This window comes from Kosakonia pseudosacchari, from assembly GCF_900184035.1.
GTDB lineage: Bacteria > Pseudomonadota > Gammaproteobacteria > Enterobacterales > Enterobacteriaceae > Kosakonia > Kosakonia pseudosacchari.
In genome coordinates this window covers 105,005-131,228 of sequence record NZ_FXWP01000009.1, presented here as the reverse complement: position 1 = coordinate 131,228, position 26,224 = coordinate 105,005, and the positions used below count along the sequence as shown (strand labels likewise).

The following is a 26,224-nucleotide window of genomic DNA, read 5'->3' as shown; positions in this document are numbered from 1 at the left end:
GCTCATGTCCATCGTCTCGGTTGCTGAGCCTGCTTCATTCAGCAGCGTAACAGGAAACGTTCGCCCCCGCGCAATAATGCCGCTTTCCTGGCGCGGTTTAAATGGCAATTCATTGATTCCAGTTATACCTCAGGACACAAAAGCGAAAATTGCTCGCACAGTGCTTTGCTAAAATAAAAAGATAACTACAGGGCTTGTCGCCGTTTCACAAGCCCCTTTCTATTGAGCAATGCAAGGGTGCCATATGATTACTATTGACGGTAATGGCGCGGTCGCCTCAGTCGCTTACCGCACCAGTGAAGTTATCGCCATATACCCCATTACCCCCAGCTCGACGATGGCTGAACAGGCGGATGCATGGGCCGGAAACGGTCTGAAAAACATCTGGGGCGACACGCCGCGCGTCGTGGAAATGCAGTCGGAAGCGGGCGCGATTGCCGCTGTGCACGGCGCTTTGCAAACCGGTGCGCTTTCAACCTCATTTACGTCATCGCAGGGTTTGCTGCTGATGATCCCCACACTTTACAAACTGGCGGGCCAATTAACGCCGTTTGTTCTGCATGTAGCCGCACGCACCGTCGCCACCCACGCGCTCTCTATCTTTGGCGATCACTCCGATGTGATGGCGGTTCGCCAGACCGGTTGTGCGATGCTCGCTGCCAGCAGCGTGCAGGAAGCACAAGATTTCGCGCTTATTTCGCAGATAGCGACCCTGAAAAGCCGTGTGCCATTCATTCATTTCTTTGATGGTTTTCGCACCTCGCACGAAATCAATAAAATCGTGCCGCTGGCGGATGACACCCTTCGCAACCTGCTTCCTCAGCCGGAAATTGATGCGCATCGTGCTCGCGCGCTCAACCCTGAACATCCGGTGATCCGTGGTACTTCTGCCAATCCGGACACCTATTTCCAGTCTCGCGAAGCCACCAACCCATGGTACAACGCGGTCTACGATCACGTTGAGCAGGCGATGGACGATTTCGCCACCGCCACCGGGCGGCAGTACAAACCTTTTGAGTATTATGGTCACCCGCAGGCCGATCGCGTGATCGTGCTGATGGGCTCAGCGATCGGTACCTGCGAAGAAGTGGTCGATGAACTGCTGACGCGCGGTGAAAAAGTCGGCGTGCTGAAAGTGCGTCTCTATCGCCCGTTCAGCGCCGCGCATCTGTTGTCCGTGTTACCGGAAAGCGCGAAAACTGTTGCCGTGCTGGATCGCACTAAAGAACCCGGCGCCCAGGCCGAACCGCTTTATCTCGATGTGATAACCGCGCTGGCTGAAGCATTTAATAACGGCGAGCGGGAAACCCTGCCGCGCGTCATCGGCGGGCGTTACGGTCTCTCCTCAAAAGAGTTTGGCCCCGAATGCGTGCTGGCCATTTTTAACGAGCTGCGCGCGACGAAACCCAAACCGCGTTTTACCGTCGGCATTTACGACGATGTGACCCACCTTTCTCTGCCGCTACCGGAAAACACCCTGCCATCGCATGCCAAATTAGAAGCGCTGTTCTACGGGCTTGGCAGCGACGGTAGCGTCTCGGCAACGAAAAACAACATCAAAATTATCGGTAACTCCACACCGTGGTATGCGCAGGGTTATTTTGTTTATGATTCGAAAAAGGCAGGCGGCCTGACGGTCTCGCACCTGCGCGTCAGTGAAAAGCCGATCAACTCGGCTTATCTGGTGTCGCAGGCGGATTTCGTCGGTTGCCACCAGTTGCAGTTTATCGACAAATACCAGATGGCCGAGCGCCTGAAACCGGGCGGTATTTTCCTGCTTAACACGCCCTATAGCGCCGACGAAGTCTGGTCACGTTTGCCGCAGGAAGTGCAGGCGGTGCTAAACCAGAAAAAAGCCCGTCTCTATGTGATTAACGCCGCGAAAATCGCCCGTGAATGCGGGCTTGCCGCCCGCATTAACACCGTCATGCAGATGGCGTTCTTCCATCTCACCAATATTCTGCCTGGCGACAGCGCGCTGATGGAATTGCAGGGTGCGATTGCCAAAAGTTACAGCAGTAAAGGTCAGGAACTGGTGGAACGAAACTGGCAGGCGCTGGCAATGGCCCGCGAGTCGCTGTTCAGCGTACCGCTGCAAGCGATTAATCCGCAAAGCGCCCATCGCCCGCCGGTGGTCTCTGATTCAGCGCCAGATTTCGTGAAAACCGTGACGGCGGCCATGCTGGCCGGTCTTGGCGATGCATTGCCCGTCTCCGCGCTGCCGCCGGACGGTACCTGGCCGGTGGGTACCACGCGCTGGGAGAAACGCAATATCGCCGAAGCGATCCCTGTCTGGAAAGAAGAGCTCTGTACCCAGTGTAACCACTGCGTTGCCGCCTGCCCGCACTCGGCGATCCGCGCCAAAGTGGTCTCACCGCAGGCGATGGAAAACGCCCCGTCAAGCCTGCATTCACTGGATGTGAAATCCCGCGATATGCGCGGGCAGAAATATGTGCTGCAAGTCGCGCCGGAAGATTGCACCGGCTGTAACCTGTGCGTGGAAGTTTGCCCGGCAAAAGATCGCCAGAACCCGGACATCAAAGCCATCAATATGATGTCGCGCCTTGAACACGTTGAAGAAGAGAAAGTGAATTACGACTTCTTCCTCGACCTGCCGGAGATCGACCGCAGCAAACTGGAACGTATCGACATTCGTACCTCGCAGCTAATTACCCCGCTGTTTGAGTATTCCGGGGCGTGCTCAGGCTGTGGCGAAACGCCGTATATCAAACTGCTGACGCAACTGTATGGCGACCGGATGATGATCGCCAATGCCACCGGTTGTTCATCAATTTATGGCGGTAACCTGCCCTCGACGCCCTACACCACCGATGAAAACGGGCGCGGGCCAGCGTGGGCGAACTCGCTGTTTGAAGATAACGCCGAGTTCGGGCTTGGGTTCCGCTTAAGCGTGGATCAACACCGCCAGCGTGTACTGCGGCTGGTGGATCACTTCGCTGAGCATATTCCGCCGGAACTGAACGCGGCATTGCATGCGCAAGCGACGCCGGAAGAACGCCGCGCGCAAGTGGCTGAGCTGCGTACTGCGCTGGCATCGGTCGAAGGCGCACAACAACTGTTAACTGATGCCGATGCGCTGGTCGAAAAATCGATTTGGCTGATTGGCGGTGATGGCTGGGCGTACGATATCGGCTTTGGCGGTCTCGATCATGTGCTGAGTCTGACTGAGAACGTCAATATTCTGGTGCTTGATACCCAGTGTTACTCCAACACGGGCGGCCAGGCCTCCAAAGCGACACCGCTCGGTGCGGTGACCAAATTTGGCGAGCATGGCAAACGCAAGGCACGCAAAGATCTGGGCGTCAGCATGATGATGTACGGTCACGTTTACGTCGCGCAGATTTCGCTGGGCGCGCAGCTCAACCAGACGGTAAAAGCCATTCAGGAAGCAGAAGCCTACCCCGGCCCGTCGCTTATAATTGCTTACAGCCCCTGTGAAGAGCACGGCTATGATTTGGCGCTGAGCCACGATCAGATGCGCCAGCTCACCGCGACCGGCTTCTGGCCGCTGTACCGCTACGATCCGCGCCGCGAAGAGGAAGGGAAAGTGCCACTGGCGCTGGACTCGCGGCCGCCGTCAGATGCGCTGGCGGAAACCCTGCTTAATGAGCAGCGCTTCCGTCGTCTGAACGCGCAGCAGCCGGAGGTAGCGGAACAGCTCTGGAAAGATGCCGCAGCCGACCTGCAAAAACGCTACGACTTCCTCGCCCAACTGGCAGGGAAAGCGGAGAAAAACGCGGCGGAATAAGCCTGTCGTCGAAAAAGCCACCGGTTAGCGCCGGTGGCTTTTTTATGCACCGATTTTGCATGACACCCGCGGGAAGCTCGCTGATAATCACGGTTTCAGCCCGCACGGCAAGGAGCGAATTTATGCAGCATCACTCAGTTACCTCATCACGCATCGCTTCTGTCGGTTATGACGAACGCACCCGCACGCTGGAAATCTGTTTTCATGATAAAAGCGTCTACCAGTATCAGGGCGTGCCGGAACGTATCTTTTCCCTGTTTCTTACTGTTGTCTCCAAAGGCCGTTTTTATGATGGCGTGGTAAAAGGCAAATATCCGGAAAAAAAAGTCGCCTGAACAGGTAGCTACCGCTGCGTGAAATTCCTGTCAGGATAGAGATCAGACAACCCGAGTCAGGAGCCGCAATGTCAGCATTTAGCCACCCCACCCCGTATTACGCAGTGATTTTCACCTCCGTGCGCACCGCTATTGATGATGGCTACGGGGCAATGTCCGAGCGCATGATGGCACTGGCGGTAAACCAACCTGGTTTTCTGGGCGTGGATTCCGCCCGTGAAGAGGTTGGCATTACCGTCTCTTACTGGACCTCGCTTGAGGCCATTAAGAGCTGGAAGATGAATGCCGAACATCTCATTGCGCAGAAAACCGGGCGTGAAAAGTGGTACCACTCGTTTACAACCCGTATTTGCCGGGTGGAAAAAGCCTATTCTTTTCAGACACTGGACGAATAACGACGCGCGCGTGATGCACAATGAGCGCGAAACGCACTGCATTGAACAAATACGCGCACGCTTTTTCATTACGCTGTATTCGACATTCAACGGAATGTGATGAAAAGGAAGCGAGGATTATGATGACGTCCAGAATGCTTGAGCAAACGCCCGGAATAACACGCCAGCAATTGCAGGACATCACTGTCACGATACTCAGTGACGGTTACCTTGAAGGCACTGTTGCGCTGTTGAACGGCATTGAAACCGACCATGCCGAAGCGTTACTGCGCGCGAACGGCGTTTCGCCCCTGCCGCGTATGAACATTAACGCCTGCGTGGTCGAAACCACCGGACACACCATTCTTATCGATAGCGGAACCGGTACGCCCGACGGTGCAAGCGGCGAGTTACCCGCCGCCCTTGCCGCAGCGGGCATTGACCCACTCAGTATCGACACTATCCTGTTGACCCACGGCCATCGCGATCATATTGGCGGTCTTGCCGGCCCGCTGCAGACCCCGCTATTCAGTAACGTGCAACGTCTGTTTGTGCATGAGAAAGAGCTGGCCTTCTGGCGTGATGAAACGCTGTATGCCAGCGCACCGGAGGGACTCAAGCGTTCCTTTGACATCGCGAAGAATGCCTTCAGCGCTTACGACGACAGGCTGGTGCCCTTTACACACGAGGATCTTCTGCCCGGTATTCAGGCGGTGCCGCTTTTTGGTCATACCCCAGGTCACAGTGGTTTTCTGCTTGGCAACGAGAAAGGTTCTCTGCTTATCTGGGGGGATATTGTCCATTTTCCACATATCCAGATAGCCCGCCCTGAGGTCTCGATTGCCTTTGACCGCGACCCGGCGCTGGCGGCAAAAACGCGCAATACGCTGTTGGATCGCGTTGCAACAGATGATATTTCTGTTTGCGGTATGCACTTCAACCTGCCGACCACGGCCAAACTCAGCCGTAGCGGTAAAAGCTACGCGTTGCATTACGCTATGTGAATTTCTCCGGCAGGCACACGCGCGTGTATTCCTGCCGGAACCCGTATTGCAGAGAAGATCGAATGATAAACCCCGTTTTACATGCCGATGCGCACGAAACAGAAACCCTGCTCAATGCGCTGCTGGATCTGGTCTGTTCCGGACAAGCCTTTCCCTGCTGTTGCCTGCGCGCCATGCAAAGCTGGCAGGTGAACAAGTTTCAGGTCGAAGGGGCAACGTTCTCTTTTCCCCTGCGCGGCACGTTTCGTTACCGCGAGCAGGACAAATGGGTCTGCGTAGCACCCGGCGAGATGCTGGTATTCCCCAACGCCCGAAGCATTGATATTGAGTGTACGCCCGACCCCGGCAGCGGCGAGTTTCTCGCGCTGACGGTGTTACTGGCCGAGGAGCAACTGGAGGCCGCGCGGCTCTTACTGCGCGTCTTACCCCCGGCAAATCCGGGGAGCATCGCCGCTGAACCGCTGGCAAAATTTATCGCCCCGATGACCCGCTGGGTTGCGGCGCTGCGGGCCGGGAACCGGGCACTCGCAATACATGCGATGCTTGAGGTTGTGCTCAGGTTATTTGAGATGGGACATCACGGTTTGTTGCGTCTTCAGCCGCCGGGCATCGCCATGACGATACGCAAAATGGTAAGCCATGACCCGGCACATCACTGGTCTACCGGTGAGATTGAGGAGCGGCTCAATATTAGCGGCGCCACACTGCGTCGCCGTCTTGCGGCAGAAAACACCACGCTCAGCGCGGTGATCACCGATGCGAGGATTGCCGATGCTCTTCAGTTACTGATGACCACCCGCATCCCCATAAAATCGGTCGCCGCGCGTGTTGGCTATGCGTCGGTCGCCAGTTTCAGCCGTCAGTTCAGTAAACGCTACGGCACCGAGCCTTCCGTTTTTCGCTAAAGACAAACCGATGCAATGGCACAGTAAGCGCCAATCGCCGGTGCCCCGTTTCTTTATCAATGTTCGGGGCACAGAATTTGGAAGCGGCTCGCAAGAGGCACTTTGCTGGCGAAAAGCTATGTTTCATAAGCCGCAATCCGCGACGCGTACCGATTCCATCAGCCTGGCAAAACTGCTTAAGGAGCACATTCCCTGCGCATTCTTTTCGCTACAGGCTTTAAGCGCAAGATCCACCCGACCCGGCGGGTTATCCAGCGAGAAAGACTGCATCTCTCTCATCTCCTGCAGGGTTTGATACACGAACGAGACCTGAACCCAGGTCGTATTGTCGCTCACCCGCGTCCAGCGTTCGAAAACCAACTCTCCGCCTGGCGGGGTATTATCGGGTTGTGATGGCAGTGACCAGTTAAGATCTAACGCGCCGCTGAGATTGGCGAGATTGGTATCGTGTCCGGCAATAAACAATACAGAAACAGGAAATGTGATGCCGTAGTGATTCGGATCAGCGCCGTTGGTGGTTAATGCCGTGCGTATTAAATCAAGTAAGGGCGTCGCCCTGCTGCGCGCCACTTCAGGTGTTCTTTGCAAAAGATCAAACTGGGCATTATGCAGGCTTAACAACGATTGCCACACTTTGTCTCCTGCGATCCTTCCCCATGCCACCTCCTTCATCCCTTGTGCTTGCTGTAGGAGGAATATTTCAGTGAGCGTTGAAGAAAGCCCCCACGCGCCAGGCAAGGAGACATTGTCAGGCTTGATGTTGAGTTTGGTGGGGATATCTTTGGTGAATGAACAGACAGCGTTTTTCCCGGCGGTTTTGCATTTCTCTGAGTCAGGGAAATTTAAAACTCGCTCCAGGGTCTGAAAAGCAGGCTGATATGTCCTGGTGTATTGCTCAATATTTCCTCCCGCTTTCGTTAAAATCGCCTCTTTCACCGCCGATGTGTTAAACGAACATTTACCCGTCTTTATCGGGTTAAAAAGCGGGTCGGTCTTCGACTTTTCTTGTTGATAATGCACAGGAATATGACATGCAGGCGCCAGCCCCGCCAGGAATGCTTCGCCTGTTTTGCGGGTTCGCTGATCGGTATCGGCAATCACCGCCACACGACCTTCATCCGGGCACGTTTTATTGGTCAGTAACCCCGTATCGGCCAGCCGCAGACGCTGATAATGTCCCAGAGCCGTAATAAGTTGCGCTCCTCGCGGCGTGAGCCACCCCAGCGGCACATCCCACTGGGGCCACTGAAAAGGTGTCACTTCGCGCATTTGTGGCGTGAACTTGGTTGGCGCGCGCACGCCGTGACGGCTGACGATCACGACGCGCTCCAGCTTCATTCCGATGTCTGCTTTTGCCTGTAATTGAAATGAAAAAAAGAAAAGTATTAACACTCCTAAGCGAACAATCATTGCTCTTATCACGTTTACCTCCCTTCGATGATTAGATAACAGTTCGTTTCTTTACAAACTGATTACACATCCTGGCGAGAATGATCTTACTCCTGTATTGATGAATAGGTTTTATACCGCACCTGAAAAAAGGTGAGCGATGACCATTTCATTTCTTGCCTGCGCCTGGCAACGCCATAAAACGTGCTGGTATTCGCCGCCGGAATCCGTACCATACGCGACATACTTTTGCCTGCTGGTTTTTGATTACCGGCACAAGCCCGTTTTCATCGCGAGGTAATGTGCGTGAAAACGGCAAAGGGTTTACGACATTTACGGTGCATGGTGAGCGGAAATGAACCAGGATCAGAGAGGCGTGCTAATCACTAGCTGCCACTTGATGATGTGGTTTGCCCCTGCGGTGCCCCTGACGCTTCCAGAGACAAAATAATGATTGAAAAGCAAGAGATTACAAAGAAAGAACAGTACAACCTTAACAAGCTGCAAAAGCGTCTGCGTCGTAACGTGGGCGAGGCTATTGCCGACTTCAACATGATTGAAGAAGGCGATCGCATTATGGTTTGCCTTTCCGGCGGCAAAGACAGTTACACCATGCTGGAAATTTTGCGCAACCTGCAACAGAGCGCGCCGGTAAACTTTTCGCTGGTGGCTGTTAACCTCGACCAGAAACAACCGGGTTTCCCGGAACATATTCTGCCGCAGTATCTGGATACGCTGGGTGTGGAATACAAAATCGTGGAAGAAAACACGTACGGTATCGTTAAAGAGAAGATCCCGGAAGGCAAAACCACCTGCTCGCTCTGCTCACGCTTGCGTCGTGGCATTCTTTACCGCACGGCGACGGAGCTGGGTGCGACAAAAATCGCCCTTGGTCACCATCGCGACGACATCCTGCAAACGCTGTTTCTGAATATGTTTTACGGCGGGAAAATGAAAGGGATGCCGCCAAAACTGATGAGCGATGATGGTAAACATATCGTGATTCGCCCGCTGGCTTACTGCCGCGAAAAAGATATTGAGCGTTTTTCAGAAGCCAAAGGGTTCCCTATCATTCCGTGCAATCTGTGTGGCTCCCAGCCGAACCTGCAACGCCAGGTTATTGCCGATATGCTGCGTGACTGGGACAAACGCTATCCTGGACGTATCGAAACCATGTTCAGCGCGATGCAAAACGTAGTGCCTTCGCACCTGAGCGATATTAATTTGTTCGACTTTAAAGGCATCACCCACGGTTCAGAAGTGGTGAACGGCGGCGATCTGGCCTTTGATCGGGAAGAGATCCCGCTGCAACCGGCGGGCTGGCAGCCGGAAGAAGATGATGCGCAACTGGATGAGCTGCGCCTGAATGTGATTGAAGTGAAATAACGTTGTGCCTCTCTGGTGCGCCAGAGAGGCTTTTTACTTTATTTCAGCAACCGTACACGACAGGTCTTGCCCTTGATTTTCCCGTTCTGCAACTGCTTCCACGCCTGACGCGCCACGCTTTGACGCACAGCCACATAAACGTGCGCCGGGTGGAGGGTAATTTTGCCGATATCCGCGCCATCCAGCCCCATTTCTCCCGTTAACGCCCCGAGCACATCCCCGGCACGCATTTTGGCTTTCTTGCCACCATCAATGCACAACGTTGCCATTTCGGCTTCCAGCGGTACAACCTTGACGTTAGCCGGTGGATTCAGCCAGTTCAGCTTCAGTTGCAGCATTTCGGCCAGAATATTCGCGCGCTGCGCTTCTTCCGGCGCACAGAAACTGATGGCCAGACCGCTGTTACCCGCACGCGCGGTGCGCCCGATACGGTGTACGTGAACCTCAGGGTCCCACGCCAGCTCGTAGTTAACGACCAGTTCAAGTGATTTGATATCCAGCCCACGCGCAGCAACATCGGTAGCCACCAGTACGCGGGCGCTGCCGTTGGCGAAACGCACCAGCGTCTGATCGCGATCGCGCTGCTCCAGATCGCCATGCAGCGCCAGCGCGTCCTGCCCGGCGGCGTTCAGTGCATCGCACACTTCCTGGCAATCTTTTTTGGTGTTGCAGAACACCACACAGGATGCCGGGCGGTGTTCGCTGAGCAGCTTTTGCAGCAAGCTGGCTTTGCCATTGCGGGAAACTTCGAAAAATTGCTGTTCTACTGCCGGCAGGGCGTCAACCGTGTCGATTTCAATCGTTTCGGGATTGCGCTGCACGCGACCGCTAATCGCAGCAATGGCTTCCGGCCAGGTCGCAGAAAACAGCAGCGTCTGGCGCGAAGCCGGGGCAAAAGCGATAACTTCATTAATGGCGTCGCTGAAACCCATATCCAGCATGCGATCCGCTTCATCCATCACCAGCGTTTGCAGGCTATCGAGAGAAACGGTGCTTTTTTGCAGGTGATCCAGCAGGCGGCCCGGCGTGGCGACAATAATATGTGGCGCGTGCTGTAACGAGTCGCGCTGCGCACCGAATGGCTGCCCGCCGCACAGGGTCAATATTTTAATGTTCGGCATATAACGCGCCAGGCGACGCAGCTCGTTTGCCACCTGATCCGCCAGCTCGCGAGTGGGACATAAAATAAGGGATTGCGTTTGAAAACGGCTGGCATCGATGTGCTGCAACAGCCCTAAGCCAAACGCCGCTGTTTTACCGCTGCCGGTTTTCGCCTGTACCCGGACATCTTTACCAGCAAGAATAGCGGGCAGCGCCGCCGCCTGGACGGGCGTCATGGTGAGATAGCCCAGTTCGTTGAGGTTTTCGATCTGGGCTGCGGGCAAAGTATTCAGGGTTGAAAAAGCGGTCACAATGTTTTCTCGCGATAAAAAGGCATACGTTTAGCAGGCGCGTATCCTCTCAGATCTGCCTTTATAACGCGACATTTTAATCGGTTCTTCATCCGGCGGCGGATCCGGCATCGGTTGCGGGCGAGGAATCGGGTCAGGAACAGGAACCGGGTCCGTAGGCACCGGATCGCTCAACTGTGGGGAGAAAAAATAGAGTGCGTTCATCATTGCCTCCTTTTTGTGGGCTTCCCGTTAAGGGTAGACGGCTAGAACGCAGAGGCAAAAAAAAGCCGACTATTAAGTCGGCGTCGTACGAATCAATTGTGCTATGCAGTAATTCAAAAAAGGAAGTAAGACAATATGGAGCGCAACGCCCATCGCTTGACGTTGCATTCACCTGCGAGATGAATATTGCCCTGAACAGGTGTTTCGTTTATTGACCTCGCTCAATTAATGCGGCGTTTTTATGTTCAATTTTTGTTAAAAAAGTGAAATTTTACAGCCAGTTACTACGATGCAACCACCAGGTAACACCACCGATCAGCACAACCAACATCATGCAAAACAGTGCAAAGCCAAAATGCCAACCGCCACCGGGAATACCGCCAAGGTTGACGCCGAACAACCCGGTTAAAAACGTGCTCGGCAGAAACACCATTGCCATCAAAGACATCGTATAAGTTCGCCGCGCCAGCGACTCCTGCATCACCTGGGTGATTTCATCTGTCATCACTCCGGTACGGGCAATACAGGCATCAATCTCATCGAGCCCACGACCAAGGCGATCGGCAATATCCTGCATACGTCGGCGCTGATCATCACTCATCCACGGTAAGCGCTCGCTGGCCAGCCGGGCAAAAACATCCCGTTGCGGCGCCATATAACGGCGCATCACAATCAACTGTTTACGCAGCAGCGCCAGGATGCCGCGCGGCGGAATTTGCTGATCGAGCAGGTTATCTTCAAGGTCGATAATCCGGTCGTGCAGCGATTCGATAAACTCGCTGGCGTGATCGGTCAGCGCATCGCACACATCCACCAGCCAGCCGCCACAATCCGCCGGACCGGTTCCCTCCTCCAGATCGCTGACCACATCGTCCAGCGCCAGCACCTTGCGCTGGCGTGTTGAGACAATCATGCGCTCGTCCATATAAACGCGTACCGCCACCAGTTGATCGGGCCGCTCGTCCGTGCTGCCATTAATGCAGCGCAAGGTAATTAACGTCCCCTCGCCCATGCGGCTTACCCGGGGGCGCGTGCTCTCCCCGGAAAGCGCCGTGCGCGCGCTGTTCGGCAACACTGGCGTGGTTTCCAGCCACTGGGCGCTCTCCGGGTTGGTATAATTCAGATGCACCCAACACGGGGTGCTTGCGGTAATAACGTCGTTATCTTCCAGCGGTTTCACACCGCCTTTACCGTCTAACAGCCAGGCAAATACCGCATCCGGAACGTTCACATCAGTTCCTTTAATTGCTTCCACAGGACCTCCACAATCCGCATGGTGTTTTGGCAAGTCTAGCCATATGGCAACGTTAAGCAATCATCACGCTGAATTTATTAACAAATTAACAAACAATGCAAAAAATAAGGCCCGGATCTCCGGGCCTGTGCGTCAATTATCAGAATCAGAACGAGTGCCAGTAATTTTCCTGCTTACCCAGCAGCGGAGCATTGACACGCACAGGGGAAACTTTTGCTGGCAATGCCTCATCCTGCGTTTTTACGGCTGCCAGGCGGAATTTGCCAATCCGTTGCAGCAAGCCTTCCACCTGGTGTTGTAAAACATCCGACGATCCTGCCAGTTCATCCACCATGGTGACGTTGCTTTGCGTCACTTTTTCCAGCTCTGCTAGCGCAAGCGTGATCTGCGAGATCCCCTTTTCCTGCTGCAGCGTCGTGACGGCGATTTCATCCATTAATTTACTCACCACACTCGCACCCGAAACAATCTCGTGCATATTTTGCTCGGCTTCGCCGACGACGGTCGCGCCCTGATTGACGTTATCAGTGGTGACAGCAATCAGCGATTTAATGTTTTTCGCCGCCTCTGCACTGCGATGCGCCAGACTACGCACTTCACCCGCCACGACAGAAAAACCTTTGCCATGATCCCCGGCGCGCGCCGCTTCGACTGCCGCATTCAGTGCCAGAATATTTGTCTGGAAAGCAATACCATCAATGATGGAGATAATTTCGGTCATCTGACCGGCACACTCGGTTATCGATTGCATATTTTTCGCCACCTGCCCCATTAGACCGCCCCCTTTTTGCGCGCAGGTTGTGGCGTCTTTCGCCCGGGTACTTGCGAGGCGGGTATTGTCGGCATTGTTTTTCGTGCTGGAAGCCATCTGCTCCATGCTGGACGCCGTTTGCACCAGCGCAGCAGATTGCTCTTCCGTTTTAACGGACAGATCGGCGCTGCGTAAGGCCAGTTGCGCCGACAGCTCCAGCGCGGTATCAGAAGAGGCGCGAATTTCTTTCACCAGGCTCGCGATACTGGCAGAAAGGCTGTTAATGCCCGGAATTAACCGACCCGCGCAATTATTACCAAACTCAGGAATAACGATAGAAAGGTTTCCCGATGTGACTTCTTCTATGCTTTTTTTAACTGTGTTTATCGGCGTCACCAAATATTGTGTCATATAAAACCAGAGCAGCGTCATTGATGTGAGAGAAACAACACTTGCCATGGCAAATAAAGCGATATTTTTTGAGACAACGATCACTAATACATCGAGGATAATAAAAGAGACCAGAAGATATAAAATAATAAATGTTCTTACACTAATATTTCTTAACATAGGAAAACCCACCTGAACACCTGGGACGGTAAGATCCTTATAGCATTCGGGATGTACTTTTACACGGCGAAATTGCCGCCAAATAATGTTCACCTTTAAATAATTTCAATTTCACTTAAGTTGACTTAAATGCGAAGTTTATATGCTAATCAGCAGATACTGATATAACAACAAACGGAAAAAGCAGAATCGCCCGTCAACATATATCATATAAGAAATAATGCATTCCTTACTACTGAAAATAATACTCCAGTACTAAGATAATTTTATCATATGTTAAATCATTCACTTTATTTAAGTTATTGCCATCCCAACCGATAAATAAAAGAAAAGTTATTATTAGTTTATTCGCCCCTGCATTAATAAAATTAGCGTAGCCATTAAATTCATTAGGTTAGCGGCTAAAATTAGTGCCAGGATTACATATCACCTTTTTTGCCTGTGTGGATTGCATGATGCTCTACGTTTCGTGGGACCCCATTTTGATCGGCATCTCTTTTCTGGTCGCTTTCATTGCTTCATTTGTCGCACTGGATAGCGCAGGCAAAGTTGCGACGTCTGAACCGCGCAGTGCAATATTCTGGCGTTTTTCGGGTGGCGCCACCCTGGGCATCGGTATCTGGTCGATGCATTATGTCGGCATGCTGGCGATGAAAATGCCAGTGATGATGCATTACGATTTAGAGCTGACCCTGCTCTCATTTATTATCGCGATGTTGACGTCAATACTCGCTATCAATATTGCCGTGGCGGGCAAAACACTGCCGACAAAACGTCTGCTGTTCGCTTCCTTACTGCTCGGTACCGGCGTGGTCTCCATGCATTATCTTGGTATGGCGTCGATGATGGGGTTCATCACCATTTACTGGAACGCTGCGCTGATTGCACTTTCGGTAGCCATTGCCTTTCTCAGTGCCTGGGTTGCCCTTTGGCTGGCCTTTAGCCTGCGGCAAAATACCCACGGTGTCTTTATTAACCGCGTCTTTGCAGCACTGGTGATGGGCGGTTCTATCAGTGCTATGCATTACACTGCAATGAGTGCCGCCACGTTCAGTAGCGATGGCACTGGCATTGTGATCCGCGGCCATGCAACGACGCTGATGAGCCATGACGTCGGGGAATTGGGGCTTTCATTATGGGTTGCCACGACGACGCTGGTGATTTTCGGCATCATGCTGTTCATTTCGATGATTGATTCGCAACTGCGGACATCACGTTTGACGGACAGCCTGCGCCAGCTTAATCAGCAACTTGAAAAACAAGCCTATTATGACCCGCTAACGGGGCTGGCAAACCGATCCCAGCTCGACAATCTTCTTGATGCTTGCCTTGGCAAGGCCTCGGCGACACGCAGCACTTTCGCACTGATTTATATGGATTTAGATCGCTTTAAACTGGTTAATGATGCCTGGGGACATCACATTGGAGACCAACTGCTGGTGGCGGTTGCCGGGCGATTATCTGCCTGTATCAGCGAAAAAATGTCGCTGGCGCGCCTGGGCGGCGATGAGTTTACCCTGCTGGTACCGGATACCCACGAAGACGAGGTTGTGGCGCTGGTAAAACACCTTGTCGCCACCATTCAACAGCCCTTTTGCGAGCTGAACCATGTCATTAATGTTTCACTCAGCGCCGGGATCAGTTACTACCCGCAGCATGGCGATACCGCCCATGAGCTGAAACTGAAAGCCGACACGGCAATGTACAGCGTAAAACAGGAAGGCCGTAACAGTTGGGCTGTGTTTCATGCTGGTATGGCGCAGAAAACCGTCGACGATCCGCTGTTTTTGCAGGATTTATCGCAGGCGCTGTCACGCGACCAGTTTGAACTCTGGTACCAACCGCAGTACCACGCACCGGAGCACGCCCTGGCAGGTTTCGAAGCATTGCTGCGCTGGCGTCACCCGACACGAGGGGTTTTGCTGCCCGCAACGTTTTTACCGATGCTGGAAAAAACAGGGTTAATCATCTCCGTCGGGCGCTGGGTGATTGATGCCGCATGCAGACAACTGCATCACTGGAACAACCACGGGTTTAAACATCTGACGCTTGCTATCAACCTTTCCCCCAGCCAGTTTGAGCAGCACGATATTTACGACCAAATCACCGATTCACTGCACCGCTACCATATCGATCCCATGCAGTTGACGCTTGAAATCACGGAGAACACCGCGCTGAAAAACATTGAGCGTAGCGTGCAACTGCTTAACCAGTTCGCCCAAATGGGTATCACGGTCGCCATTGATGACTTTGGCACCGGTTACTCCAATATGCTGATGCTGAAACGGTTACCGGCAACAGAGCTTAAAATCGACAGAAGTTTTGTGAAGGATATTCGCGATAACAGCCGCAACGTTAAAATTGTTTCAACGATCATTGATATTGCACACTCGATGAACATGCATGTTGTGGCGGAAGGTATCGAAACGGCCGAACAGCAGGCATTGCTGACCAATATGGGCTGTGCTTATCTGCAAGGGTTTCTTTTTGCCCGCCCTTTACCCGCCGAGAAAGTGGCTGTGCTGCTTCAGCAAAAAAGATTCACTTTATCGCTGGAATGTTCAGATTCGTCACAAAAAAAGCCCGCATAACCCCCTAATTTTCAGGTATGTTGCAAGAAAGTCATTAAATTGCCGCTGATGTGTCATTTGTGACCGCGTTGCAACAGACGTGATTAAGGGGGAGTCGCCATGCTTAAACATCACCTGGATGCGTTGAATGTGCTCTCCACCCCGGTTTGGGTGGTTGCTCCTGACACAGAAGCGTTACTGTTCGCGAATGCGCAAGCGCTGAAAATCGCGGCGGGACGCTCACTCAATGAGATGCGAAACGGAAAATACTCTGCTTATGCGCAACTCAGCCTGGCCATGTACCTGCCCAGCTTGCAAAATCATGAAGATGTGGTCGAAATCTGGAGTGTTTGCCCGGATGGTGAAGAGACCACCATCAGTTGCCGTGTCGTGTTGCGCACGTTAGAAAACGCCGGTGAAGTGCTGCTGTTTGAAGGCGTTTCAGGTGCCGCTGCGGCGGCGCTAAAAGCGCACCACTCGCCAACTTATCGCCCGCATAAGCAAGGTTTTTACGCCCGCTTCTTTTACACAACGTCCGCGCCAATGCTGCTTATCGATCCTATTCGTGATGGGTTGATTGTCGATGCCAACCTCGCGGCGCTGCGTTTTTATGGTTATGACCATGAAGAGATGCGCCAGAAACACACCTGGGAGATCAATACGCTTGGGCGCAGCGTATTACCGGTAATGCAGGAGGTATCTCATCTACCTGGCGGGCATAAGCCATTAAATTTTATTCATCAACTCGCTGACGGTTCCACCCGCCATGTACAAACTTACGCCGGACCGATTGAGATCTATGGCAAGCGTTTAATGTTGTGCATTATTCACGACATCACCGAACAAAAACGGCTTGAGCAGGAACTGGAATACGCCGCGCATCGCGATGCGCTCACCGGCCTGCTCAACCGCCGCCAGTTTTATCATCTGACGGAACACATTCTGCCAACGGGGCTTGATTTCAGTTTACTGTTAGTCGACGCCGATCATTTCAAAGGTATCAATGATCAGTTTGGTCATCAGAAAGGGGATCAGGTGCTGGTTGAACTGGCGCGAATGCTTGAGGCGAACTGCCGCTCAGGTGATTATGTTTTCCGCTGGGGTGGCGAAGAGTTCCTGCTACTCTTGCCGCATACCACCACGGATATGGCGCTAAACGTAGCGGAACGGGTACGTCTGGCCGTCGCCAGTATCAACATAGCCGATCTTCCGGGCTTTACGGTAAGTATTGGTGTGGCACACCATCTGCCGGATGAGAGCCTGGATGCGCTTTTTAAACGCGTGGATGAAGCCTTATATCTGGCGAAAAATAACGGGCGAAACCGGGTGCTGGCCGCATGATAACAAGCAAAAAAAAGCGCCCGTCTGACGGGCGCATTGCAGTGATGTTGCTGAGTTAGTGAATACCCAGACGCCAGGCAAAATCAATCTCTTCTTTCAGCTCGCTATGCGAAAGCGTCAGCAAATCCGCAAACTCCAGGCGCAATTGTTTGAGTTTTTTTAAGTATTCCGCCGGTGTCAGCGTGGTTTTGTCGCGACGCAGATATTCAATTGCCAGTTGGGTTGGGTCTAATTCAGTCTCCATAGCATCCTCTTTCGTGGTGAAAACCTGACCACTATAGCACACCGAGCTGTCTGTTTTTTGACCAAAATCGTAAAAGGGCGGCATTTCGCGGGGGAAGATAATTTTTCACCCTCCTCCACTTTAAAAAGGTTTGCACCCGTAAAGGATAAAATTAACTTTCCCGATAACGAACGGTTGCGCAAATAACTTGAGATTCTACTTACCTTACTTCCCCTATTTTCGTCTGCTCAACAAAGCGGCTTTTTTATTGAAAAGTCGGGGAAAAGCGTAAAAATGCGTCTCCTTATTTCCTCCATTGTCCCTTCACATTCCCTAAGTAAAATTTTCACCACTCCTGCTCAGACAGGAACCATTCCGTAATCAATGAGTTTCCCCTTACTTCCCGTGACGTAAGGGGATTTTTTTATCAGTGCTTCAGAATATAAAGCGTGCGGCTATAGGCCACATCTTCGGGGTTATTGATCGGGTAACCTTTCAGCCACGGTTTAATCAAACGTCCGTTGGTGTACTGATAAATCGGCGCGATAGGCGCTTTTTCCGCCAAAATATGCTCGGCCTCGTTATAATCAGCGTTTCGCGCCCTGGCGTTGGTTTCCAGCGCCGCTTGCGAAAGCACTTTGTCGTACGCCGCATCGTTGAAACGCGGAATGTTGCCGCTGCTGGTCGAATTCAGCACCGACAGGAAGGTTGAAGGTTCATTGTAGTCCCCGACCCACGACGCGCGGATAACATCAAAGTTGCCGCTGTTTCGGCTGTCGATATAGGTTTTCCACTCCTGATTCTGCAATTTTACGTCCGCACCGAGGCTCTTTTTCCACATCGAGGCCACCGCGATAGCGATTTTCTGGTGGTTTTCTGAAGAGTTATACAACAACGTTAATTTCAACGGACGCTGCGGGCCGTAACCTGCCGCCTGCAATAGCGTTTTTGCCTGCGCATTCAACTCGGCCTGGCTCATCTGTTCAAACTGCGAGGGCTGCGGCGTAAACCCGGCGGTAACATCCGGCGTGAAACGCCAGGCCGGTTTTTCACCGGTTCCCAGCACTTTCTGCGCGATCACCCGCCGATCAATCGTCATGCTCAACGCAAGGCGCACACGCGCATCGGCAGTCGGCCCTTTCTGCGTGTTAAACGCGTAGTAATAAGTACCAAGCTGCGGCGGCGTATAGACCTGTCCGGGGATATCTTTGAGCAACTTTTGATAGAGGTTTTTCGGGAAAGATTCCGTAATGTCGATACCGTTGGCCAGGTAACGTTTGGTGGCCGCAGACTCCTGGTTGATCGGTACAAACGTGACCTGCTGGATAACCGTTTTCGCATCGTCCCAGTAATGCTTGTTACGTTCGAGCACCAGCTTTTCGTTCACCACGCGATCGGCAAGCACATAAGCGCCATTGCCTACCAGGTTGCCGGGGCGCGTCCACTCAGCACCACTTTGCACATTGGCTTTTTGCACCGGATAAAAGGCAAAACTTGCGGCCAGGCTTGGGAACCACGGCACGGGTCGCTCCAGTTGCACCCGCAGCGTGCGCGCATCAACGGCGCTAACGCCGAGTTTATCCACCGCCTCTTTACCCTCCGTAATGCTTTTCGCATTCGCAATGCCCGCCAGCGCAGCAAAACTGGCAAACGGTGAAGTGGTTTTCGGATCAACCAGCCGCTGCCAGCTATAGACAAAATCCTCTGCCGTTACCGGGGAACCATCTGACCAGCGCGCATCATCCCGCAAGGTAAATACCCAGGTGCGGTTATCGCTGCTTTGCCATTTACTGGCAACGCCCGGCACTATCTCGCCCTTCTCATTCTGATTCACCAGCCCTTCATAAAGATCGCGAATGACCTGAATTTCCGGCAAACCAACGGCTTTCGCCGGATCTAACGTCGCGGGTTCATCTTTAATATGGCGAACGACTTCCTGTTTCTCGGCCAGTTGGGTACCCGGCGGCACATCGGCTGCCAGTGCACTTGCAGAAAAACCGCTCAGCCAGAGCGCGCAGCTCAGCGTTGAAATTCGATGCTTCATGGGATTCCCCTCATTGGTATAACTTCCCGGCAAAAGATGAGGTAATTATTTGTTTTAACTTGAGAGAATGCAAACGGCGGACAGCGGAAAATTGAGGCTGGACGCCAAATTCACCCTCATGGCATGATTTGCGTCGCATCGCTTTATACTCAACACTTGCTGTAAACAAACGACAATAAAAGGAAGCCTATGCCAGCCACACGTCCGCGTGCTCAACGAGGCGCATTTGCCCCCGGCAGTGAAGAGTTTGGTCGCTCACGGTTAGGCGCGCCGCTCATCTGGTTTCCCGCGCCAGTGGCCACGCGTGAAAGCGGGCTCATCATCGCCGGAACACACGGTGACGAGAATTCTTCCGTGGTGACGCTCTCCTGCGCGTTGCGTACACTCAACGCGGATTTACGTCACCATCACGTGGTGCTGGCGGTCAACCCGGATGGTTGCCAGCTTGGTCTGCGTGCTAATGCCAACGGGGTTGATCTCAACCGTAATTTCCCGGCGGCCAACTGGAAACCCGGTGAAACGGTGTATCGCTGGAACAGTGCGGCGGAAGATCGTGATGTCGTACTGCTGACAGGCGATACGCCCGGTTCAGAACCGGAAACGCAGGCGCTCTGCCAGCTTATCCATCGTATTCATCCGGCGTGGGTCGTAACATTCCACGATCCGCTGGCCTGCGTGGAAGATCCCCGCCAAAGCGCGCTGGGGAAATGGCTCGCGGATAGATTTGCCCTGCCGCTGGTCACCAGCGTTGGCTACGAAACGCCGGGCTCGTTTGGCAGCTGGTGTGCAGATATCAATTTGCACTGTATCACCGTTGAATTCCCGCCCATCTCCTCTGATGAAGCCAGCGAGAAATACCTTGCAGCCATGACTGCGCTACTGCACTGGGATCCTCAAAGGTGAAGCATACCGGTGCTGAAATGCAGCGCCGGTTCAACATCCACCGCCAGCCAGGTTGGGCCATCAAGATCGGCGAAACGCACCTGGCTGGCAAGCGGCAGCGCCGCCGCGATGGCGCGCGACGTACAGATCATGCAGCCAAGCATTAGCGTGAATCCTTGTTGAGATGCTTCATGCGCCAGCGCCAGCGCTTCGGTTAATCCGCCAGTTTTATCCAGCTTGATATTCACCATTTCATAGCGCCCATGCAGGTGAGCCAGGCTTTCGCGGGTATGGCAGCTCTCATCCGCGCAAATCGGCAAGGGATGAATGAAATTTGCCAGTGCATCGTCCTCACCGGCCGGCAGCGGCTGTTCCAGCATAGCAACACCAAGATCCGCCAGCAGCTGGCAACGCGCGGCAAGTCCTTCACTGTGCCAGGCCTCATTGGCATCGACAATTAATGTCGCTTCAGGCGCGGCAGCGCGAATTGCCACCAGCCTTTCGCTTATCAAATGGTCATCCAGCTTAATTTTCAGCAGTTGAGCACCCTTTTCACTGAGTGCGGCGGCGCTGGCTGCCATCTGTTCCGGTGTGCCAATCACCACCGTTTGTGCGGTGACAATGGTTTCCGGCAAACTGACGCCAGCGGACTGAGCCAGCGTGATAGCCGCTTTGCGCGCCTGCAGATCCCACAAGGCGCAGTCAACAGCGTTTCGCGCAGCGCCCGGCGGCAGGAGTGTTTGCAGCGCTTCGCGCGTCAGGTGGTTTTCCAGTTGTGGCACAATCGTCATAATTTGCGCCACGACAGAGGCCTCGCTTTCACCATAACGCGGGTACGGCGTACATTCCCCGGCGGCTTTTACACCATCCTCTTCCAGCTCGACCACCACCACGCGCGCTTCGTTGCGCGCACCGCGCGAAATCACAAATGGCGTATGCAGCGGCCAGGTTTCCTCATACACTTTGACGGTTCTCATTCCTCACTCCTCTGCCGCAGGTCTAAACCAGTATAGATATGAAAATTGGTTTGCCGAGCTCTTCGCGGATGGCATAAACTAGCGCTGACGTTAACTATATGTAAACAGGAAGATATTATGTCACAACTCGTTCATTTTCAGGGCAACCCGGTTCCCGTTGCAGGCGCTATCCCGCAGGCTGGCGCAAAAGCCAGGCCGTTTACGCTCGTGGCTAAAGATCTGTCTGACGTCACACTGAGCCAGTTCGCTGGCAAACGTAAAGTGCTGAACATTTTCCCAAGCATCGATACCGGCGTTTGCGCGGCTTCTGTGCGTAAATTTAACCAGTTAGCCACGGAGATGAACAACACCGTGGTGCTGTGCATTTCTGCTGACCTGCCGTTTGCCCAGTCCCGTTTTTGCGGTGCTGAAGGTCTGAGCAATGTCATTACGCTTTCGACGCTGCGCAGTGCTGACTTCCTCGAAAATTACGGTGTTGGCATCTCTGATGGCGCACTGAAAGGCCTCGCGGCGCGAGCTGTGGTGGTGATTGACGAAAACGATACTGTTGTTTTCAGCCAGTTGGTCAACGAGATCACCAACGAGCCGGACTACACCGCCGCGCTGGATGTGCTGAAAGGTTAATTAACCTGACGCCCACAAAAAAGCCTCCGCAATGGAGGCTTTTTCTTTTTTACTCGTCGCCCTTCTTCTGGCTCAAACCATATTCCCGCAACTTATTGGCAATCGCGGTGTGCGAAACGCCGAGCCGCTTCGCCAGTTTACGCGTGCTTGGATAGTTGCGATAAAGCTGGATCAGCACCGAACGCTCGAAACGGCTGGTGATCTCATCCAGCGATCCCTCCATAGCATCTTCGCCCACCGGCACCGTGGCGGCGTCATAATCCGGCAGTTGAATATCCTGGGCGCGCAGCTCGTAGCCTTCCAGCTGCGTTAGCGCACGGTAAATAGCGTTTTTCAACTGACGCACATTACCGGGCCAGCCATAGCGGTTGAGCAATTGATGCACATCCTGCGACAGTTTGGGCCGGGGAACGCCCTGCTCGTCGGCAAAACGGGCGACAAAAAGCTCTGTTAGCGGCATGATGTCCTGCGGACGATCGCGCAGCGGCGGTAAGTTCAGCGTCAGCACATTCAGGCGGTAGTAGAGATCTTCACGGAACAATCCCTTTTGCACCAGCTCCACAAGGTTACGCTGTGTTGCGCAGATCACGCGCACATCCACATGCACTTCATGATCTTCACCCACACGGCGGAACGTGCCGTCATTGAGAAACCGCAGCAGTTTTACCTGCATACGCGGTGACATTTCGCCAATCTCATCAAGCAGCACCGAGCCGCCATTCGCCTGCTCGAAAAAGCCCTTTTTTCCTTCCGGCGCGTGGCCAAACAACTCGCTTTCAACGGACTCTTCCGGAATCGACGCGCAGTTCAGCGCGAGGTAGGGTTTTGCCGCGCGCGGGCTGGCAAGATGGCAGGCATGCGCCAGCAAATCTTTACCAGTGCCGGTATCGCCAGTGATCAGCAGCGGCGCGGTGAGCATCGCCAGTTTCCGCGCCTGTTCCACCACCTGACGCATTTTCGGGCTCACGGCGACGATCTGACTGAAGGCGCTAACATCCTGTTGGCTCAGGTTTTGTAACTGGCGGCCCATACGAATGGTTGAACGCAGCATCACCACCGCACCGGTCAACACCGGTTCGCCGGTTTCGCCTTCAAGGTGTACCGGCGTTATCTCCATCAGGAAATTTTGCCCGGCGATAACGACATGCTCGTTATGCGAATTCTGCGGGTTACTGTCGAGCCAGCGCTGAAAATTAAACCCCGCAATCAGCTGTACCGCGTTGTGGTTGCGGAGTTTGTCGGCATCCAGAGCGAAAAGCTGGCAACTGGCCGGGTTCGCCAGTTCCACTTTGCTTTTCATATCCAGCGACAATACCGGCTCCGGCAACGCCTCAAGCAGCGCACTCATCGCGCGGTGTTCGCGTTCGGATGGCATCCACAGCACGGTACGCACATCCGTCACGCCGGGAATACGGCGAATTTCAGCCATCAGGCTGCTGAAGGTGGTAAATTCGAGCGCGGCGAAATTCAGGTAGATCCGCCCGACAGGGTCAATTTCTATCCCGCGCAAGTCGATACCGCGCAGCACCAGTAAATCCAGTAATTCGCGAGTCAGACCAAGCCGGTCTTCACAAAAAACTTCAAGACGCATGGGAATTCGCCCTTATTCATTCACGTAATGAAAGGATGATAAGCCACTTCGCGGTTTGCAGGAAGCTATCTGTCAACAATTATTGACAGTTTGCGGAGAAAAGCGGCACTGCGGCGTAAAGGTAAACGCGCAGCGCCGCTTTTTTAGTCGGCGGGTCGTTTCTGAAGCGTCTCTTTTAGCTGGCTAATCAACTGTCGGCGGAAATCGCCAAGGCGCGGTTTATCGTCATCAAGCCACGGCAGCGGACGGCACAGTTCCATCGCTTTAATACCGAGGCGCGCCGTCAACAACCCGGCACCAATCCCCTGCGCAGCACGCGCCGAAAGCCGGGCCGCCAAATCCTGCGAAACCCAATCCATGCCAATTTCACGCACCAGTTCGCTGGCGCCCGCGAAGGCGATATTCAGCAGCACCAGGCGGAACAAACGCAGGCGGCTGTAGTAGCCGAGTTCAATGCCGTACAGTGTGGCGATACGGTTGATAAGTCGCAGATTGCGCCAGGCGATAAAAGCCATATCGACCATCGCCAGCGGGCTGACGGCTATCATCAGCGCGGATTCCGCCGCCGAGCGGCTGATTTCACGCCGTGCCTGCGTATCCAGCACGGGCTGAACCAGATGCGCATACAGACTGACAATTTCACGATCGTTGTGCGTTTCGTGGATTGCCGCATACCAGCGCTGTAGCGCCGGATGTGACTGATCAATGCCTGCCTGCTGCGCCAGTTTTTCGCAAAACGCCCGCCCTTTTCCGGTCGCATGGCTGTGCAACAAATCACGCGCTTCATCGCGTTCTTGCGCGCGCTGGCGCAAACGCCAAAGCCGTCGCCACTCGCTGGCAACCGAACCGACACCGGCGCCAACGATCAGTGCGCCGGCGGCGCAGCCGCCCAGTGCAACCCAGTCCTGCGTTTGCCAGGCGTTCATGGCCCACTGCACGCCCTGACCCACCACGCTTACGCCAAACAGCGTCAACCCGGCGGTAACCATTTTGCGCCACAGGCTCCGTTTTGGCCGCAGCGCGGCCTCAACCACCGCTTCAGCCTGCCCCTCTTCCGGTAGTTCATCAACCAAAGTGGGAGCAAAGTTTTCCGCTTGCTTATCGTTAAAGGTTTGCGCGCGCTTAAACTGCACGCTGTTTTCCGCTTCCAGCGGGCCTGCGAAATCGATTCTCGGTTTTAGCGGCTCGGTCATCGCAATTTATCTCCAATCAAAAACTCCAGCGCCGCATCAAGGCGAATATGCGGTAGCGGTGTATCAACATCCATCACTGGCGGGCGAAACGCCTCAAAGTTAAATCCTTGCTTGTCCCAGAACGCCTGCCCCGGCAATCGTGCGGGCACTTCACCCGGATAGAAAGTTAGCGGCGCGCCATCGTTCAGACGATGCCCGCGCAGCGCCGGAATCTTCTCGCCATTCACATCAATAATGCCGCTTTGCGTCGCCTGCACAGCAGCCAGCCCCAGACAATCCATACTGATGCCTTCAAACGCCGCATTTTGCCAGGCGTCCTGGATCAACTGCTGTAGTAGAGACACCATATTGGTGTGCTGATCGACCGTAATATGATCGGCTTTGGTGGCAGCAAATAAGAGTTTGTCGATAACCGGCGCAAAGAGGCGGCGAAACAGCGTGCGCTGGCCGTAGCGGAAACTTTGCATCAGTTGCGTGAGCGCAAGCCGCATATCATTATAGGCCTGCGGCCCGTTGTTCAGCGGCTGAAGGCAATCGACCAGCACAATCTGGCGATCAAACTTGAGGAAATGGTGTTTATAGAACCCTTTGACGACCTGCTCGCAATAATAGTTGTAACGTTCGCGCAGCATCCCGGCATTGGTCTGTTTACCCGCCTGCGCGAGTTTCGCTTCCCCGGTGCCGTCAACGTCCGGCCACGGGAAGAATTGTAGCGCAGGCGCGCCAGCCATATCGCCGGGCAGGACAAAACGGCCGGGTTGAATAAAGTGCAGGCCTTCTCGTTTGCACTGATGCAAATAGTCCGTCCATGCCGCAGCGATTTCTGCCAGCCGGTTTTCGTCTGCCGGGTCCAGCGGATCGAGATCCGCGCACAATTTCTGCCATTTTTCCGACCATGCCAGCCTCTGTCCCTGCAACAAGCCGGTCATTTGCCGCGACCAGTTCAGGTAATCCTGCGCCAGCATCGGTAAATCCAGCAGCCATTCGCCGGGATAGTCGACAATTTCCAGATAGAGCGTCGAAGTCTCTTTGAAATGGCGCAGCAGCGAATCGTTAGAGCGAAAACGTAGCGCAAGGCGGATTTCACTGACGCCGCGCGTCGGCGTCGGCCAGACCGGCGGCGATCCATATAACTGCGCCAGCCCTTCATCGTAGGTGAAACGGGGAATACCAAAATCACGCTGCGGCACGCGTTTTACGCCGAGCAGCCGCTCTTCGCGCACGGCGCTTAGCAGCGGCAGACGTGAACCTGCGTGAATGTTGAGTAATTGATTAACCAGTGCGGTAATAAATGCGGTTTTGCCACTGCGGCTCAGGCCGGTTACCGCCAGTCGCAAATGCCTGTCCATTCCGCGGTTAACCAGCGCATTCAATTCGTTACGAAATCGATCCATCGCCATTGTGTTTCGCCTTAGAGCTTCAGCC

General features: G+C 53.9%; 21 protein-coding genes and 1 pseudogene. 11 read left to right on the top strand and 11 right to left on the bottom strand.

The window, feature by feature from the left end; all coding sequences use genetic code 11:
* Positions 1–244 precede the first annotated feature (244 nt).
* The 5 genes from nifJ (at position 245) to BN2591_RS02645 (ending at position 6,387) form a co-directional block, all read left to right on the top strand.
* Complete coding sequence (gene nifJ, locus BN2591_RS02665; protein ID WP_086868764.1) at positions 245–3,769, top strand: pyruvate:ferredoxin (flavodoxin) oxidoreductase; 3,525 nt, start codon at positions 245–247, stop codon at positions 3,767–3,769.
* A 122-nt stretch (positions 3,770–3,891) separates the two neighbouring features.
* Complete coding sequence (locus tag BN2591_RS02660; RefSeq protein ID WP_086868761.1) at positions 3,892–4,104, top strand: KTSC domain-containing protein; 213 nt, start codon at positions 3,892–3,894, stop codon at positions 4,102–4,104.
* Between the two features lie 68 nt (positions 4,105–4,172).
* Positions 4,173–4,499, top strand: coding sequence for an antibiotic biosynthesis monooxygenase family protein (locus tag BN2591_RS02655; RefSeq protein ID WP_086868758.1), 327 nt, complete (start codon positions 4,173–4,175; stop codon positions 4,497–4,499).
* 119 nt (positions 4,500–4,618) lie between these two features.
* Positions 4,619–5,482 carry an MBL fold metallo-hydrolase gene (locus BN2591_RS02650; protein WP_244172969.1) on the top strand — a complete coding sequence of 288 codons (864 nt, stop codon included), beginning with the start codon at positions 4,619–4,621 and terminating at the stop codon, positions 5,480–5,482.
* A gap of 62 nt (positions 5,483–5,544) precedes the next feature.
* A complete protein-coding gene (locus tag BN2591_RS02645; protein WP_086868756.1) occupies positions 5,545–6,387 on the top strand; it encodes a helix-turn-helix transcriptional regulator in 843 nt (280 codons plus the stop codon).
* A gap of 123 nt (positions 6,388–6,510) precedes the next feature.
* Here BN2591_RS02645 and BN2591_RS02640 read toward each other — a convergent pair whose 3' ends face one another.
* The gene (locus BN2591_RS02640; protein WP_086868754.1) at positions 6,511–7,797 is read right to left on the bottom strand and encodes an AppA family phytase/histidine-type acid phosphatase; all 1,287 of its coding nucleotides are present in this window, start codon (positions 7,795–7,797) and stop codon (positions 6,511–6,513) included.
* 173 nt (positions 7,798–7,970) lie between these two features.
* On the opposite strand from BN2591_RS02640, the pseudogene BN2591_RS24960 reads away from it, so the two are divergent.
* Both BN2591_RS24960 and ttcA read left to right on the top strand, forming a co-directional pair.
* A pseudogene (locus BN2591_RS24960) lies at positions 7,971–8,125 on the top strand (site-specific integrase); the annotation flags it as partial.
* Positions 8,126–8,226: 101 nt separating this feature from the next.
* On the top strand, positions 8,227–9,162 hold the full coding sequence (gene ttcA, locus BN2591_RS02635) for a tRNA 2-thiocytidine(32) synthetase TtcA (protein WP_086868752.1): 936 nt from the start codon (positions 8,227–8,229) through the stop codon (positions 9,160–9,162).
* A gap of 38 nt (positions 9,163–9,200) precedes the next feature.
* Here the strand turns inward: ttcA and dbpA are convergent, their stop codons facing one another.
* The 4 genes from dbpA to BN2591_RS02615 form a co-directional block, all read right to left on the bottom strand.
* Positions 9,201–10,574, bottom strand: a complete 1,374-nt coding sequence (gene dbpA / locus BN2591_RS02630; RefSeq protein ID WP_086868750.1) for an ATP-dependent RNA helicase DbpA — start codon at positions 10,572–10,574, stop codon at positions 9,201–9,203.
* Between the two features lie 30 nt (positions 10,575–10,604).
* Complete coding sequence (gene ynaL, locus BN2591_RS24560; RefSeq protein ID WP_017457224.1) at positions 10,605–10,778, bottom strand: proline-rich small protein YnaL; 174 nt, start codon at positions 10,776–10,778, stop codon at positions 10,605–10,607.
* 271 nt (positions 10,779–11,049) lie between these two features.
* Positions 11,050–12,033 carry a zinc transporter ZntB gene (zntB, locus tag BN2591_RS02620; protein ID WP_086868748.1) on the bottom strand — a complete coding sequence of 328 codons (984 nt, stop codon included), beginning with the start codon at positions 12,031–12,033 and terminating at the stop codon, positions 11,050–11,052.
* Positions 12,034–12,178: 145 nt separating this feature from the next.
* The gene (locus tag BN2591_RS02615) at positions 12,179–13,354 is read right to left on the bottom strand and encodes a methyl-accepting chemotaxis protein (protein ID WP_086868746.1); all 1,176 of its coding nucleotides are present in this window, start codon (positions 13,352–13,354) and stop codon (positions 12,179–12,181) included.
* Positions 13,355–13,809: 455 nt separating this feature from the next.
* Here BN2591_RS02615 and BN2591_RS02610 point away from each other — a divergent pair, with 455 nt between their 5' ends.
* Both BN2591_RS02610 and BN2591_RS02605 read left to right on the top strand, forming a co-directional pair.
* On the top strand, positions 13,810–15,945 hold the full coding sequence (locus BN2591_RS02610) for a putative bifunctional diguanylate cyclase/phosphodiesterase (protein WP_208616132.1): 2,136 nt from the start codon (positions 13,810–13,812) through the stop codon (positions 15,943–15,945).
* A gap of 99 nt (positions 15,946–16,044) precedes the next feature.
* Entirely contained in the window at positions 16,045–17,265 is a 1,221-nt protein-coding gene (locus BN2591_RS02605) for a sensor domain-containing diguanylate cyclase (RefSeq protein ID WP_086868741.1), read from the top strand.
* 55 nt (positions 17,266–17,320) lie between these two features.
* Here BN2591_RS02605 and BN2591_RS02600 read toward each other — a convergent pair whose 3' ends face one another.
* Positions 17,321–17,509, bottom strand: coding sequence for a YdiH family protein (locus BN2591_RS02600; RefSeq protein WP_044489640.1), 189 nt, complete (start codon positions 17,507–17,509; stop codon positions 17,321–17,323).
* A 406-nt stretch (positions 17,510–17,915) separates the two neighbouring features.
* Entirely contained in the window at positions 17,916–19,532 is a 1,617-nt protein-coding gene (locus BN2591_RS02595) for a peptide ABC transporter substrate-binding protein (RefSeq protein ID WP_086868736.1), read from the bottom strand.
* A 189-nt stretch (positions 19,533–19,721) separates the two neighbouring features.
* Here BN2591_RS02595 and mpaA point away from each other — a divergent pair, with 189 nt between their 5' ends.
* Positions 19,722–20,435: a murein tripeptide amidase MpaA gene (mpaA, locus tag BN2591_RS02590; RefSeq protein WP_086868734.1), complete on the top strand. Its 714-nt coding sequence runs from the start codon at positions 19,722–19,724 to the stop codon at positions 20,433–20,435.
* Here mpaA and ycjG read toward each other — a convergent pair.
* The gene (gene ycjG, locus BN2591_RS02585; protein ID WP_086868732.1) at positions 20,426–21,391 is read right to left on the bottom strand and encodes an L-Ala-D/L-Glu epimerase; all 966 of its coding nucleotides are present in this window, start codon (positions 21,389–21,391) and stop codon (positions 20,426–20,428) included. The two genes, mpaA and ycjG, sit on opposite strands and share 10 nt — an antisense overlap.
* A gap of 117 nt (positions 21,392–21,508) precedes the next feature.
* On the opposite strand from ycjG, the gene tpx reads away from it, so the two are divergent.
* On the top strand, positions 21,509–22,015 hold the full coding sequence (tpx, locus tag BN2591_RS02580) for a thiol peroxidase (RefSeq protein WP_086868730.1): 507 nt from the start codon (positions 21,509–21,511) through the stop codon (positions 22,013–22,015).
* Between the two features lie 49 nt (positions 22,016–22,064).
* Here the strand turns inward: tpx and tyrR are convergent, their stop codons facing one another.
* The 3 genes from tyrR to BN2591_RS02565 all read right to left on the bottom strand — a co-directional run bounded on the left by tyrR (position 22,065) and on the right by BN2591_RS02565 (position 26,193).
* Positions 22,065–23,606, bottom strand: coding sequence for a transcriptional regulator TyrR (gene tyrR / locus BN2591_RS02575; protein ID WP_086868728.1), 1,542 nt, complete (start codon positions 23,604–23,606; stop codon positions 22,065–22,067).
* A 143-nt stretch (positions 23,607–23,749) separates the two neighbouring features.
* A complete protein-coding gene (locus BN2591_RS02570) occupies positions 23,750–24,799 on the bottom strand; it encodes a YcjF family protein (protein WP_086868726.1) in 1,050 nt (349 codons plus the stop codon).
* Positions 24,796–26,193: a YcjX family GTP-binding protein gene (locus BN2591_RS02565; RefSeq protein ID WP_086869913.1), complete on the bottom strand. Its 1,398-nt coding sequence runs from the start codon at positions 26,191–26,193 to the stop codon at positions 24,796–24,798. Before BN2591_RS02565 ends, BN2591_RS02570 begins: the two co-directional genes overlap by 4 nt.
* Positions 26,194–26,224 lie beyond the last annotated feature (31 nt).